At 64.7% G+C, this 13,683-nt stretch carries 12 protein-coding genes; 8 read left to right on the top strand and 4 right to left on the bottom strand.

Translation table 11 applies throughout. The features are described 5' to 3' along the window. The first annotated feature begins 89 nt into the window (after positions 1-89). The gene (locus tag RAC97_RS22265; RefSeq protein WP_375101812.1) at positions 90-2,294 is read left to right on the top strand and encodes an OsmC domain/YcaO domain-containing protein; all 2,205 of its coding nucleotides are present in this window, start codon (positions 90-92) and stop codon (positions 2,292-2,294) included. 90 nt (positions 2,295-2,384) lie between these two features. Here RAC97_RS22265 and RAC97_RS22260 read toward each other — a convergent pair whose 3' ends face one another. Together RAC97_RS22260 and RAC97_RS22255 are read right to left on the bottom strand one after the other, a co-directional pair. Continuing rightward, positions 2,385-3,338 carry an ornithine cyclodeaminase family protein gene (locus RAC97_RS22260; protein WP_375101811.1) on the bottom strand — a complete coding sequence of 318 codons (954 nt, stop codon included), beginning with the start codon at positions 3,336-3,338 and terminating at the stop codon, positions 2,385-2,387. After that, positions 3,335-4,312 (bottom strand): threonine/serine dehydratase, encoded by a 978-nt coding sequence (locus RAC97_RS22255; RefSeq protein WP_375101810.1) that lies wholly within the window; start codon positions 4,310-4,312, stop codon positions 3,335-3,337. The genes RAC97_RS22260 and RAC97_RS22255 overlap by 4 nt, the downstream gene beginning before the upstream one ends. Before the next feature lie 341 nt (positions 4,313-4,653). Between RAC97_RS22255 and RAC97_RS22250 the strand changes: the two genes are divergently transcribed. From RAC97_RS22250 to RAC97_RS22220, 7 genes are all read left to right on the top strand, one after another. Next, positions 4,654-5,454: a substrate-binding periplasmic protein gene (locus RAC97_RS22250; RefSeq protein ID WP_375101809.1), complete on the top strand. Its 801-nt coding sequence runs from the start codon at positions 4,654-4,656 to the stop codon at positions 5,452-5,454. An 83-nt stretch (positions 5,455-5,537) separates the two neighbouring features. Beyond that, the gene (locus RAC97_RS22245) at positions 5,538-6,446 is read left to right on the top strand and encodes a LysR substrate-binding domain-containing protein (protein ID WP_375101808.1); all 909 of its coding nucleotides are present in this window, start codon (positions 5,538-5,540) and stop codon (positions 6,444-6,446) included. 77 nt (positions 6,447-6,523) lie between these two features. Further along, positions 6,524-7,228, top strand: a complete 705-nt coding sequence (locus RAC97_RS22240; protein ID WP_375101807.1) for an SDR family oxidoreductase — start codon at positions 6,524-6,526, stop codon at positions 7,226-7,228. 192 nt (positions 7,229-7,420) lie between these two features. Continuing rightward, entirely contained in the window at positions 7,421-8,326 is a 906-nt protein-coding gene (locus RAC97_RS22235) for a LysR substrate-binding domain-containing protein (protein ID WP_375101806.1), read from the top strand. 112 nt (positions 8,327-8,438) lie between these two features. Beyond that, a complete protein-coding gene (locus RAC97_RS22230; RefSeq protein WP_375101805.1) occupies positions 8,439-9,629 on the top strand; it encodes a CaiB/BaiF CoA transferase family protein in 1,191 nt (396 codons plus the stop codon). Continuing rightward, complete coding sequence (locus tag RAC97_RS22225) at positions 9,626-10,564, top strand: hydroxymethylglutaryl-CoA lyase (RefSeq protein WP_375101804.1); 939 nt, start codon at positions 9,626-9,628, stop codon at positions 10,562-10,564. The genes RAC97_RS22230 and RAC97_RS22225 overlap by 4 nt, the downstream gene beginning before the upstream one ends. Before the next feature lie 65 nt (positions 10,565-10,629). Beyond that, complete coding sequence (locus RAC97_RS22220; protein WP_375101803.1) at positions 10,630-11,961, top strand: MFS transporter; 1,332 nt, start codon at positions 10,630-10,632, stop codon at positions 11,959-11,961. Positions 11,962-11,970: 9 nt separating this feature from the next. Here the strand turns inward: RAC97_RS22220 and RAC97_RS22215 are convergent, their stop codons facing one another. Together RAC97_RS22215 and glsB are read right to left on the bottom strand one after the other, a co-directional pair. After that, the gene (locus RAC97_RS22215) at positions 11,971-12,216 is read right to left on the bottom strand and encodes a hypothetical protein (RefSeq protein WP_375101802.1); all 246 of its coding nucleotides are present in this window, start codon (positions 12,214-12,216) and stop codon (positions 11,971-11,973) included. A 110-nt stretch (positions 12,217-12,326) separates the two neighbouring features. Then, the gene (gene glsB, locus RAC97_RS22210) at positions 12,327-13,247 is read right to left on the bottom strand and encodes a glutaminase B (protein WP_375101801.1); all 921 of its coding nucleotides are present in this window, start codon (positions 13,245-13,247) and stop codon (positions 12,327-12,329) included. Between the last annotated feature and the right edge of the window lie 436 nt (positions 13,248-13,683).

Below are 13,683 nucleotides of genomic sequence, written 5' to 3'. Positions count from 1 at the left end.
CATTCGCCTCTGTCTGAAAGGGCAAGACTTCCCCCGGGGAAACCCGGATAATCGCGCCCATTTCGTTTTGCTGCTACCCGGTGCCCCGCATGGAAATCAAGGTCAATTTTCTCGACAACCTCCGCCTCGAAGCCAAGTTCGATGACTTCACGGTGATTGCCGACCAACCCATCCGCTACAAGGGCGATGGTTCGGCGCCGGGGCCGTTCGACTATTTCCTGGCGTCCTCGGCGCTGTGCGCGGCGTACTTCGTCAAGCTGTACTGCCAGACCCGCGACATCCCCACCGAGAACATCCGCCTGTCGCAGAACAACATCGTCGACCCCGAGAACCGCTACAACCAGACCTTCAAGATTCAGGTCGAGCTGCCGGCGGACATCAGCGAGAAGGACCGCCAGGGCATCCTGCGCTCGATCGACCGCTGCACGGTGAAGAAGGTGGTGCAGGCCGGGCCTGAGTTCATCATCGAGGAGGTCGACAACCTCGACGCCGACGCCCAGGGCCTGCTGATGCTCGAGGCGGACCCGGCGGCCAGCACCTACATCCTCGGCAAGGACCTGCCGCTGGAGCAGACCATCGCCAATATGTCCGGCCTGCTGGCGGGGCTGGGCATGAAGATCGAAGTGGCATCCTGGCGCAACATCGTGCCCAACGTCTGGTCGCTGCACCTGCGTGATGCCCATTCCTCGATGTGCTTCACCAACGGCAAGGGCGCCACCAAGGAAAGCGCCCTGGCTTCCGCGTTGGGCGAATTCATCGAGCGGCTGAACTGCAACTTCTTCTACAACGACCAGTTCTGGGGCGAGGAAATCGCCAACGCGCCGTTCGTGCACTACCCCAACGAGCGCTGGTTCAAGCCCGGTCCCAAGGATGCGTTGCCCAGCGAAATCCTTGATGCCTACTGCCTGGACATCTACAACGCCGACGGCGAGCTGCGCGGCTCGCACCTGTACGACACCAACTCCGGCAACACGGCCCGTGGCATCGTCAGCCTGCCGTTCGTGCGCCAGTCGGACGGCGAGGTGGTGTACTTCCCTTCCAACCTGATCGAGAACCTGTTCCTGAGCAATGGCATGAGTGCCGGCAACACCCTGGTCGAAGCCCAGGTGCAGTGCCTGTCGGAGATCTTCGAGCGCGCGGTCAAGCGTGAGATCCTCGAGGGCGAGCTGGCCCTGCCGGATGTGCCGCCTCAGGTGCTGGCCAAGTACCCGGCCATCGTTGCCGGTATCCAGGGCCTGGAAGAGCAGGGCTTCCCGGTACTGGTCAAGGATGCCTCGCTGGGTGGCGAGTTCCCGGTGATGTGCGTGACCTTGATGAACCCGCGCACCGGCGGGGTGTTCGCCTCGTTCGGCGCGCACCCAAGCTTCGAGGTGGCGCTGGAGCGCAGCCTGACCGAACTGCTGCAGGGCCGCAGCTTCGAGGGTTTGAACGACTTGCCGCAGCCGACCTTCGAAAGCCACGCGCTGACCGAGCCGAACAACTTCGTCGAGCACTTCATCGACTCCAGCGGCGTGGTGTCGTGGCGTTTCTTCAGCGCCAAGGCCGACTTCGAATTCGTCGAGTGGGACTTCTCGGGTCAGGGCGAGAACTCCAACGCCGAGGAAGCCGCGACGCTGTTCGGCATCCTCCAGGACATGGGCAAGGAGGTGTACATGGCGGTGTACGAAGACCTCGGCGCCAAGGCCTGCCGCATCCTGGTGCCGGGCTATTCGGAGATCTACCCGGTGGAGGACCTGATCTGGGACAACACCAACAAGGCCCTGGCCTTCCGCGCAGACATCCTCAACCTGCACCGCCTCGACAACCGTGCGCTCAAAGCCCTGCTCAAGCGCCTGGACAACACCGAGGTGGACGAATACACCACCATCACCACCTTGATCGGCGTGGAGTTCGACGACAACACGGTGTGGGGCCAATTGACCCTGCTCGAGCTGAAGCTGCTGATCAACCTGGCGCTGCAGCGTTTCGATGCGGCCAAGGAACGGGTGGAAATGTTCCTGCAGTTCAACGACAACACCGTCGAGCGTGGCTTGTTCTACCAGGCCTTGAACGTCGTGTTGGAGGTGGAACTGGACGATGAGCTGGAGTTGGAAGACTACGAGGTGAACTTGCGCCGCATGTTCGGTGATGCGCGCATGGATGCGGTGCTGGGTTCGGTGCAGGGTACGGTGCGCTTCCATGGCCTGACCCCGACCAACATGCAGCTCGAAGGCCTCGACCGGCACCAGCGCCTGGTCGACAGCTACAAGAAACTGCACGCGGCCCGGGCACGAGCGGCGGGGTTGGCGGGCTAAGCCCCGTGCACTGTCCCGATAACCGGTGCATAGCCTCGGCCATGCGCCGCGTTGTCCTTTTCGCAGGCAAGCCCGCCTCTACAGGGTTTTCTACAGCCTCGGGCTGAGCGCCTCGAGGACACAGCCGGCAATTTGCGCGTCCTGCACGGCAACGCCGGTCAGGTCGGCGAGGGTGACCTGCTGCTCATTCTCGCGTCCCGGCACATGCCCTGCGAGCACGCAACCCAGTTCGCTCAGCGCGTTTTGGCCCAGCAGCCCGGCCTTCAGCGCATGGGACACCTCGCCGTACTGGCTGCACTGGCGGACCGAGTCGACCACCACCCGGGCGGCGCGTGCCACCAGGGCCGGGTCGAGCTCCTGCTTGCCGGGCGCGTCGGCGCCCACGGCAGTGATGTGGGTGCCGGGGCGTATCCACTGGCTTTGTAGCAAGGGCTCGCGCGAGGGCGTAGTGCAGACGATCAGGTTGGCGCCACGTGCCACCTGCTCGGCATCGCGGGTAGTCTGCACTTTGAAACCCAGGCCCGCAGCGAACGCCCGATAGCGTTCCAGTGCTATATCATTGCGCCCCCACACCAGTACCTGACGACAGTCGGTGACCCCTGCCAGGTGCTCGAGTTGCAGGCGCGCCTGCAAGCCGCTGCCGAGGATGCCGATCGCCGAAACCGCGCGGGGCGCCAGCCGGCGCGCGACAATGCGGCCTGCCAACGCGGTGCGCAGGGCCGTCAGCCAGCCCTGGTCCTGCAACAAGGCAAGTGGCTGGCCGGTGTGGGCCGACAGCACCAGCATCAGGCCATCGTTGCTGTCCAGGCCTTGCCGGGGGTTGTCGTAGAACCCGGTGGAGATTTTCACCGCGAAGGTGTCGCTGCCTTCGATGTACGCCGACTTGACGCAGCAGTCGCCCTTGGCCGCAGCGAACGCGAACGCCTGCACTGGCGGCACCTGCACCTTGCCCTGGGAGAAGGCGATGAAGCCTTGCTCCAGGCACTGCTCGACCTGCGCCAAGTCGAGGTGGGCGATGATCTGCTGCAGGTCTAAGACTTTCATTGCACCGCCTCGAGGAATTTCTCCAGCACGATGTTGCGCCCGCAAATGATCACTGCCACCCGCTTGCCCTGGTACTCGCTCGCCAGCTTCTGCATGCCCGCCACGGCAACGCCTGCCGCGCCTTCGATGATCCAGCGTTCGCCGCTGGCGACATCGCGCATGGCCGCACGAATCTGCTGTTCGCTGACCAGTACGGTACGGGTCAGCAGTGCCTGGCACAGGGGAAAGGTAATGGCGCCTGGCTCGACGCCTCCAGCCGTGCCGTCGGACAGCGTCTCGTCCTCGTCGATCTCGATGATTTCGCCGGCCTCGAGTGAGCGCTGCAGGGTGGGGGCGTTGGCTGGCCAGCAACCGATGATGTCGACGTTCGGGTTCGCGGTCCGCAGCGCGGCGGCGATACCGGACACCAGGCCGCCGCCTCCGACGGCCACGAACACCGCGTCCAGCGCCGGGGCCTGTTCGAGCAGCTCCATCCCGACGGTGCCTTGGCCGGCAATGATCTGCGCGTCGTTGTAGGGCGAGACGAACGGCTTGCCTTGCAGGGCCGCCCGGCGTGCGGCCTCGAGCTCCACCCCCAGCGGGTCAAGATCAAGGCTGACCACCTCGGCGCCCAGCGCGCGAATGGCCTCGACCTTGTAGGCCGAGGCCGAAGGGGTGGTGTACACGGTCACCGGCACGCCGAGCAGCTTGCCGGCAAGCGCCAGGCCCTGGCCATGGTTGCCGGAGGATGCAGTGACCACACCCAGACGGCGCTGCGCCTCGGGCAGCAGGCGCAACTTGTTGCTGGCGCCACGAAACTTGAACGAGCCCGTGTGTTGCAGGTGCTCGCACTTGAGGTGGACATTGCAACCGGTCTGCGCCGACAGCGCCGGGCTATAGCTCAGCGGCGTGACTGCGACCTGTGGGCGCAGGGCCTGGTGGGCATCGGCGATGGACGCCTGGAGTGCGGCGAGGTCGGGCGTGTGTGGCGGCATCGGACAACTCTCTTTTGTGGAATTGCTGTCTACAATGGACTAAATTTATCCAAATGACAAGCTGGAGGCGTTAGCTTCACTGCGGTCGTCAACGACGCCTGTTTACCTTGCATCGCCAGATCGACATATACCTGAGCCGGGCCTAGCACTTGCCGCTAGTCGTCGCGCATCGCTGCCGGTGGTTCCTATGCAAGCCTCTGGCTCGATCGTCGAATGGCACGTAGGACACTTCACTGGCGTGCGGCGTTTTCTGAGCCAGAATAAGTAGGTCCCCAATTCCATCCGTTGGCCAGCATGGGGTCGGCGAGCCGGTCGAATCGCCAGCGAGGCTGGGTTTGCACATGAACGAGCATTGCCCACGGCTGTTGCTGCTCCTGTCCCTCAGCCTGGCGTGGCTGCCCACGGCTGGCTGGGCGGACGATTGCAAGCGCTTGGTTGCCAGCGGCAACCCGGAGTACCCGCCATACCTCTGGCGCGACCCCCATGACCCTGCTCAATTGGTGGGCGCCAATGCCGACTTGCTGAAACAGGTGGCCAAGGAATTGGGCCTGGTGGTCGATGTGGTCTATGCCGGGCCCTGGTCGCGCGCCCAGGAAGAGGCCCGTACCGGTCGTATCGACATGCTGGCCGGGTACTTCTTCACCGAAGCGCGCCAGCAGGCGATGGATTTCATCAAGCCCGCGTTCCTGTTCACCCCCAGCGTGGTCTGGGCCAGGTCCGACGACACCTTCGCCTATGGCGGCTGGGCCGACCTGCAAGGGCGTAACGGCGGCACCTTGGTCAGCAACAGCCATGGCCAGAAGTTCGACGACTACTCCAAGGCCCACCTCAACCTCGAAGCAGTGCCCACTGCCGCGCAGGCCTTCCAGAAACTGCTGCACAAGCGCAACGACTATGTGATCTACGAACAATTCCCGGGCATGGCGCTGGCGCAGACCCTGGGTGTGCAGCACAGCCTCAAGGTGCTGGAGCCTCCGGTCTCAAGCGAGGGCCTGTACCTGGCCTTGTCGCGTGACTCGCCGTGCATCACCCCCCTCTTGCGTGAAGCGCTGGAGCGCAAGATGCGAGAGGTGGTCGCCAGTGACTTGCCGCAGAGGCTGGTGCAGGAGAACCTGGAGCGCTGGAAGGCGCAGCGGCAATAGGCGCCTTCAGGCACCTCGTGGCTTTCTTTCCCACGCGCCTCGACGTAGCCTTGGCTTTCCCCTCAACCCAGTAGAAAAACAGCATGCCTGAAGGGTTTCCCGCATTGCCGCCGCTCAACGCCCTGCGGGTGTTCGAGGTGGTCAGCCGACACCTGAATTTCCGCCTGGCCGCCCAGGAGCTCGGGGTGACCCAGGCCGCAGTGGCGCAGCAGGTGCGGGGCCTGGAGGCCAACCTGGGCTTGCCGTTGTTCGAGCGTCTGCCGCGCGGGCTGGGCCTGACCGATGCCGGCAGGGCCTACAGCGCCAGCGTACGTGCAGCCTTGGCGATGATCGATGACGCCACCCGGCTGCTGCGCCCGGCTGCGCAACACCTGACCGTAAGCGTGACCCCGACCTTCGCCGCGAAATGGCTGATGCCAAGGCTGGGTCACTTCGCCGAGGCGCACCCGGACATCGACCTGCGCCTGCTGGCCAGCGACCGGCTCTCGCATTTCCATACCGACGGCGTCGACCTCGCCGTGCGTCACGGCCAGCCGCCCTTTGGTCCCGGCCTCAATGCCGAGTTGCTGATGGCGCCACCGATCGTCGCGGTGGCCAGCCCTGCGCTACTGGCGCAGAAGGGCGCGCCATGCGACTTCGAGAGCTTCCAGCGCTTCACCCAGTTGCATGACGCCCACGACTTCTGGCCGCTGTTCAGCACGACACTGTTCCAGCAGCACGGCGCGTCCAGCGCCAAGCACATGCGCTTCAATCAGACCTCGCTGGCGGTCGAGGCGGCGATCAATGGCCAGGGCATTGCCCTGGCGAGCCTGGCGTTCGTCGATGAGGACATCGCCAACGGGCGGCTGGTGCAGGTGTTCGACCGGCAACTGACCCTGGAAAAGGGGTTCTACCTGGTGTGGCCACGCAAGGCGCGAGCCTCGGAGGCGCTGGCAGTGGTCAGGGCATGGTTCATGGCACAGGCTCAAGCAGTAGTTTTTCTATCGAACTGACAAAGCCTGGCTGCCTCCCTCGGGCCGTGCGTCGCTGCTAACCTGAGCCCATTCAACTCACGTGTTCAGGAGGCAACATGTCTATCGACAAGGTCGCGATCATCACCGCCGGCGGCAGCGGCATGGGGGCCGCCGCAGCTCGGCGCCTGGCCGCAGACGGTTTCCAGGTCGGCATCCTGTCGTCCTCAGGCAAGGGCGAGGCGTTGGCGCAGGCGCTTGGTGGCGTCGGCGTGACCGGCAGCAACCAGTCGGTCGAGGATCTGCAGCGCCTGGTCGATGCGGTCATGGGCCGCTGGGGGCGTGTCGATGTGCTGGTCAACAGCGCAGGCCATGGCCCGCGAGCGCCGATCCTGGAGATCAGCGATGACGACTGGCACAAGGGCATGGACACCTACCTGCTCAATGTCATCCGCCCGACCCGCCTGGTCGCGCCGATCATGCAGCGCCAGGGGGGTGGGGTGGTGATCAACATCTCCACCGCCTGGGCCTTCGAGCCCAGCGAAATGTTCCCGACCTCCGCCGTGTTTCGTGCGGGGCTGGCGGCATTCAGCAAGATCTTCGCCGACACCTATGCGGGCGACAACCTACGCATGAACAACGTGCTGCCCGGCTGGATCGACAGCCTGCCGGCCACCGAGCAGCGCCGTGACAGCGTGCCGCTCAAGCGCTACGGCAGCAGCGAGGAGATCGCCGCGACCATCGCTTTCCTGGCCAGCGAGGGCGCAGCGTATATCACCGGGCAGAACATCAAGGTCGATGGTGGGTTGACCCGGCACGTGTGAACGGCACGAGGGTTTTTTCCCTCTGGGCAAAATCCTCTAGGGGCGGGTTCACCCGCGAAAAGGGCCCTGCCGTGCATGGCCAGCGCTACGCCCCGGTTGGCGTTAAACCCGCTCCCTCACGGGCTTGAATGATTTCCGTGACCATCGCCGCCCGTTATCCTTGGGCCTTTCCCTGCCGAACGAGCCCTTCCCATGCTCCCCCGACACCTCGTGCGCCGCCTCGATCTGATCACCCTGCAACTGTTCGTCGCGGTGCACGAGGAAGGCACGCTGACCCGCGCGGCAGAGCGCGAGATGATCGCGCTGTCGGCCGCGAGCAAGCGCCTGAACGATATGGAGCAGACCCTGGGTATCGAGTTGTTCGAGCGCAACGCCAAGGGCATGGGGCTGACGGCGGCGGGGGAGACGCTGCTGTACTACGCCAAGCGCATACTGGCCGATGTGGAGAAGATCAGCATCGATGTCGGCGAGCATCTGCAAGGGGTGCGCGGCTACGTGCGCATGCTGGCCAATATCTCGGCGATCATCGAGTTCCTGCCTGAAGACCTGCAAGCCTTCATGGCCAGCCACGGGCAGGTGCGCATCAACCTGGAGGAACGCCCCAGTGCCGGGGTGGTGAAGGGCATCGTCGATGGCATCGCCGACATCGGCATCTGCTCGGCGGACACCGAGATCAAGGGGCTGCACGCGGTGCCGTACCGGCAGGACCAGCTCGTGGTGGTGATGCGTCCGGAGCACAGCCTGGCCGCTCGCGCGCGCATCGAGTTCAGCGAAGCCCTGGACTTCGACCACGTCGGCCTGCATGCCGACAGCTTCATCAACCTGCGCACCCACGCTGCCGCACGTGCCTGCGGCAAGCTGCTGCGGGTACGCATCCATGTGCCCGGCTTCGATGCGGTGTGCCGCATGGTGCAAGCCGACTTCGGCGTGGGCGTGCTGCCGCTCAAGGCCTTCGAGCTGATCGGCAGGCCCCTGGGGCTCAAGGCGGCGGTGCTGGAGGACGACTGGGCGGTGCGCAGCATGCTGCTGGTCATCCGCGATACCCAGGCGCTTTCGCCGGTCAGCAAGTTGCTCTACGAGCACTTGCAGGGGCTCTAGCTTCGAAGCCTTCGTGTTTCGCGAAGGAGCATTGCCGATTTACGGTTGGAAGGGCGGGGCGGGGCTGCCCTAGGCTTGGATCAAATTCCAAGAACAAGAGGTTTCCCCCCTCATGACAGCCCTCAACGGCCTGCGCGTCATCGAAATCGGAACCTTGATCGCCGCACCTTTCGCCGCCCGCCTGCTGGGCGAGTTCGGCGCCGAAGTGATCAAGATCGAATCCATGGGCCACGGCGACCCCCTTCGCAAATGGCGAAAGATGCACGAAGGCACTTCACTCTGGTGGTACCTGCAATCGCGCAACAAGAAGTCCCTGGCGCTGAACCTCAAGTCGCCCGAGGGCATCGCCATCGTCAAGCAGCTGGCCGAAAGCGCCGACGTCCTTATCGAGAACTTGCGCCCCGGTGCCCTGGAGAAGCTCGGCCTGGGCTGGGACGTGCTGCATGCGCTGAACCCCAAGCTGACCCTGGTACGTATTTCCGGTTATGGCCAGACCGGCCCGTACCGCGACCGCCCAGGTTTCGGCGCCATCGGCGAGGCCATGGGCGGTATCCGCTACACCACTGGCACGCCGGGTATTCCTCCGGCGCGGGTGGGGGTGAGCCTGGGGGATTCGCTGGCTTCCATGCATGCGGTAATCGGCGCGCTGATGTCGGTGCTGCGGGTCAAGACCGGGCAGGGCGATGGTCAGGTAGTCGACGTGTCGCTGGTGGAAAGCGTGTTCAACGTCATGGAAAGCCTGGTGCCCGAGTACGCCATGATGGGCCATGTGCGTGAGCGCACCGGGGGGGCGTTGCCCGGTATCGCGCCTTCCAATACCTACCCAACGGCCGATCAGGCCTATGTAGTGATCGCCGGCAACAGTGACCCGATCTTCCAGCGCCTGATGCTTGCCATCGGCCGGGCAGACCTGGCTGAGCGGCCGGACTTCGCCCACAACGATGGCCGAGCGCGGGAAAGCGAAATGCTCGACCAGGCGATTGCCGACTGGACCCTGCGCCACCCCATCGAGCATGTGCTGGCCGTACTCGAACAGGCCGAAGTGCCTGCCGGGCGCATCTATTCGGTGGCCGACATCGTCGCCGACCCGCATTACCAGGCCCGCGACATGATCCTCGATACCACGCTGCCCGGCGGTGCCGAGGTCAAGATGCCGGGCATCGTGCCCAAGCTTTCCCACACCCCCGGCCAGGTCAATTGGCAAGGCCCCGCCCTGGGCCAGCACACCGACGCGGTATTGGCCGGCCTGGGCCTGAGTGACGAACAGGTGCAGGGCCTGAGGGCTGCGGGGGTGGTGCAATGATCACCGATTACTCCGAGCGCCTGATCGTCCAGGAAGTCGCCCCGCGCGATGGCTTGCAGATCGAGCCGGTGTGGGTGGAAACCACCGACAAGATCGCCTTGATCGACCAGCTGTCGTTGGCAGGTTTCTCGCGCATCGAGGCCGGCTCGTTCGTTTCGCCCAAGGCCATTCCGGCGCTGCGCGATGGTGATGAGGTGTTCCGCAACATCCGTCGCCAGAGCGGGGTGATCTATGTCGCCCTGGTGCCCAACCTCAAGGGTGCGGAACGTGCCCTGGCGGCCGGGGCCGACGAGCTGAACCTGGTGATGTCTGCCAGCCAGACCCACAACCGCGCCAACATGCGCATGAGCTGCGAGCAGTCGCTGGCGGCGTTCGCCGATATCGTGGCCCTGGCCAAGGGCACTTCGGCGTCGCTCAACGCCAGTATCGCCACCACCTTTGGCTGTCCGTTCGAGGGCGCCATCGATGAAGACCGCGTGCTGGCGATCGTCGAGGCATACCTGGAACTGGGGGTGACCGGCATCAGCCTGGCCGACACCACTGGCATGGCCAACCCGCGCCAGGTCCAGCGCATCGTGCGCCGGGTACTGGCACGCGTTCCTGCGACGGCGCTGACCCTGCATTTCCACAACACCCGCGGCCTTGGCCTGTGCAACGTGCTGGCGGCCTATGAAGCCGGGGCGCGGCGTTTCGATGCCTCGCTCGGCGGGCTGGGCGGCTGCCCGTTCGCCCCGGGCGCGTCGGGCAACATCTGCACCGAAGACCTGGTCAACCTGTGCGACGAGGTCGGTATCCCCACCGGCATCGACCTTGCCCACCTGCTGCAACTTTCACGCACCTTGCCGGCCCTGCTCGGCCACGAACTGCCCGGCCAGGTGGCCAAGGCGGGGCGCAATTGCGACCTGCACCCGACCCCGGTCGACCTGGTCGGCTGAACGCTTCACCCAGACAACAAAAACAATCGGGCGCCTGGAGTCCAGGCAGCCCACTGGAGACTGAAATGACCCTATCCGCTACCTCTACCGGCAGCTTCGCCGACGACGTCAGTGCCGAGAAAGCCATCGTCCGCAAGGTGGCCTGGCGCATCATGCCGTTGATCATGATCTGCTACCTGTTCGCCTTCTTCGACCGCATCAACATCAGCTTTGCCAAGTTCCAGCTACAGGCCGACCTGTCCTTGAGCAACACTGCTTATGGCTTGGGCGCCGGCCTGTTCGTGGTGGGCTACGTGCTGTTCGAAGTGCCCAGCAACATGATGCTGTACAAGGTCGGCGCGCGTCGCTGGATCGCCCGCATCATGATGTCCTGGGGCGTGGCCACCGCGTTGATGGTATTCGTCACCGCCGAGTGGCAGTTCTACGTGCTGCGTTTCCTGATCGGCGCCATGGAGGCCGGGTTCGCCCCGGGCGTCTTGTACTACCTGACGCTATGGTTCCCGCAGAGCTACCGCGGGCGCATCACCTCGATGCTGTTCCTTGCCTCGGCGTTCGCCGGGCTGATCGGCGCGCCGGTGTCGGGCCTGGTCCTCGGGCATATGGATGGGTTGCTCGAGATGCGCGGCTGGCACTGGCTGTTCCTGCTCGGCGGGGTGCCGTGCGTGCTGCTGGGGCTGGTGGTGCTGTGGACGCTCAAGGATCGGGTGGCCGATGCCCACTGGCTGAGCCCGGAGGAGAAAACCCTGCTCGCCAGCCGTATCGCCAGTCATGAGGCGAACACGCACGGCTCGCTGCTGGCGGCGATCCGCCTGCCGGGCTTCCTGATGCTGGGGGTGATCTACTTTCTGATCCAGGTAGCGTCCTACGGCCTGAACTTCTGGGCGCCGCAGCTGATTCGCAGCGCGGGTACCGAAAGCCCGGTGGTGATCGGTTTGCTGACGGCCGTGCCGTACATCTTCGGGGCCATCAGCATGGTGGTGATCGGGCGCTTGTCCGATGCCAGTGGCGAGCGTCGCAAGTTCGTGTGTGGCTTGGTGGTGGCGGGGGCGATCGGCTTCTTCTGCGCGGGCATCTTTGCCGAACACACGGTGCTGCTGGTGTTCGCCCTGGCGTTGCTGGGCGCGGGCATCATCGCCTCGATCCCGGCGTTCTGGGCCTTGCCGCCAAAGCTGCTGGCCGGTGCCGGTGCGGGGGCGGCGGGCGGTATCGCGCTGATCAATACCCTGGGCCAGTTCGGCGGTATCGTCAGCCCGGTGATGGTGGGCTACATCAAGGATTTGAGCGGCAGTACCACGCCTGCGCTGTACGTCATCGGCGTGACCAGCCTGCTGGCGGCTGCGCTGCTCTACTGGGGCCTGCCGGAACGTCTGCGTACCCGTGACAAGCCAAGCCGCTGAGGTTGGGTATCAGCCACGGGTTGCCGGGTAGCGCTCGACGCTGTCGGTGACCGTGGTCGGGCTGTCGGCCCGCAGGATCGACAGCCTGCGCTGCTCGTAGGCTTCCTGGGAAAGCCCCTGGCGCTGCAGGGCTTCGAGCTGCAACTGGCGGGTTTCCTCGGCGCTGTAGGGACGCAGTTCCGGGTGGCTGGCGCAACCGCCCAGCACAAGGGCGGCGGCCAGGGCGGCGAAGAGCAGGCGGGCAGGGCGGTTCATGGATGCAGTCCCATTGAAGTGATGCGAGTCGATGGGCAAAGCATATTGGCCGCCGCCAGGCAGCAGAAATCGCCACCTTCAATAGTGACTATCGAGTGTGGCTATAGGTGTCACGGCAAAGGCGAGTACACGGAGCCTGTGATGCGCTCGCTCAGCAGTTCCAGGGCACGCAACCCGGCCAGCGAGTTACCCGCCGCATTCAGCGCTGGCGACCACACGCAAATGCTGTAGCGCCCCGGCACGATCGCCACGATACCGCCACCCACCCCACTCTTGCCCGGCAGCCCGACCCGGTAGGCGAAGTTGCCGGCCTCGTCGTACAGCCCGCTGGTGGCCATGACCGCGTTCACCTGCTGCGCTTGGCGCGGGCTGAGCACTTGCTCGTCGCTGTGGGCGCAGTAGCCGCTGTTGGCCAGGAAGGAAAAACCGCGCGCCACGTCCACGCAGCTCATCGACAGCGCGCAATGGTGGAAGTAGCTGCGCAGCACCGCGTCGACGTCGTTGTGGAAGTTGCCGAACGCCTGCATCAGGTAGGCCATGGCCGCGTTGCGGGCGCGGTGTTGGTATTCCGATTCGGCCACGACTGCATCGCTGACCATGCGCGGGTTGCCGGCCAGGCGGCGGACGAAGTCACGCATCGACAGGGAAGGGGTGGCGTAGCGCGACTGGTTGATGTCGCAGATCACCAGTGCGCCTGCGTTGATGAACGGGTTGCGCGGCCGGCCTTTTTCCACCTCAAGCTGCACCAGCGAGTTGAACGCCTGGCCCGAGGGCTCGTAGCCCAGTCGGGTCCAGATGTCCTCGCCGCTGTTGCGAATGGCCTGCACCAGGCTGAACACCTTGGAGATGCTCTGGATCGAGAACGGCGTACGCGCATCGCCTGCGCAATGCAACTGGCCGTCCACGCCATACACGGCGATGCCCAATTGGTTGGGGTCGACCTCGGCCAACGCGGGGATGTACTGCGCCACCTGGCCCTGGCTGAGCAAGGGGCGGACGTGATCGAGAATTTCCTGCAGGAGTGCTTGCATCGAAAGGGCCCTGAAGTGCGCAGTAGCGGCTGGAAAGCAGAGACGACCTACCTGGCCGATAGAGCACATCGGTCAGCGCCTGGCAAAACGTTTGCGCCGACACCTTTGGCCGCGCGCATGCCAATGGTTCACGACAAGACATGCATGATGTCTACGTAATACTACTTAGTCCCTCCGCGTAGTACTGCGAATTTTCTCCTTGGCTCGGTACGCCGAAAGTGTGCATCGTCCTACCCGGGCACACACAACAACAAAAATTGCCGCAGGCCACACGCCCGTGGCAGGAGAAAATCCAATGTCCAATCTGGCTACCCGAATTGCCTGGTTTGCCGTTGCTCTGCTTGGCGCCTTCGCGCTGGGCACCCTGGCCTTGCGGCGGGGCGAAGCAATCAACGCCCTCTGGATCGTTACCGCTGCTGTCGCGATCTATCTCGTT

It is taken from the genome of Pseudomonas sp. LS_2, assembly GCF_042709235.1.
Lineage (GTDB): Bacteria > Pseudomonadota > Gammaproteobacteria > Pseudomonadales > Pseudomonadaceae > Aquipseudomonas.
The sequence above is the reverse complement of the archived record's forward strand: the minus strand, read 5'-3'. Positions and strand labels throughout refer to the sequence as shown.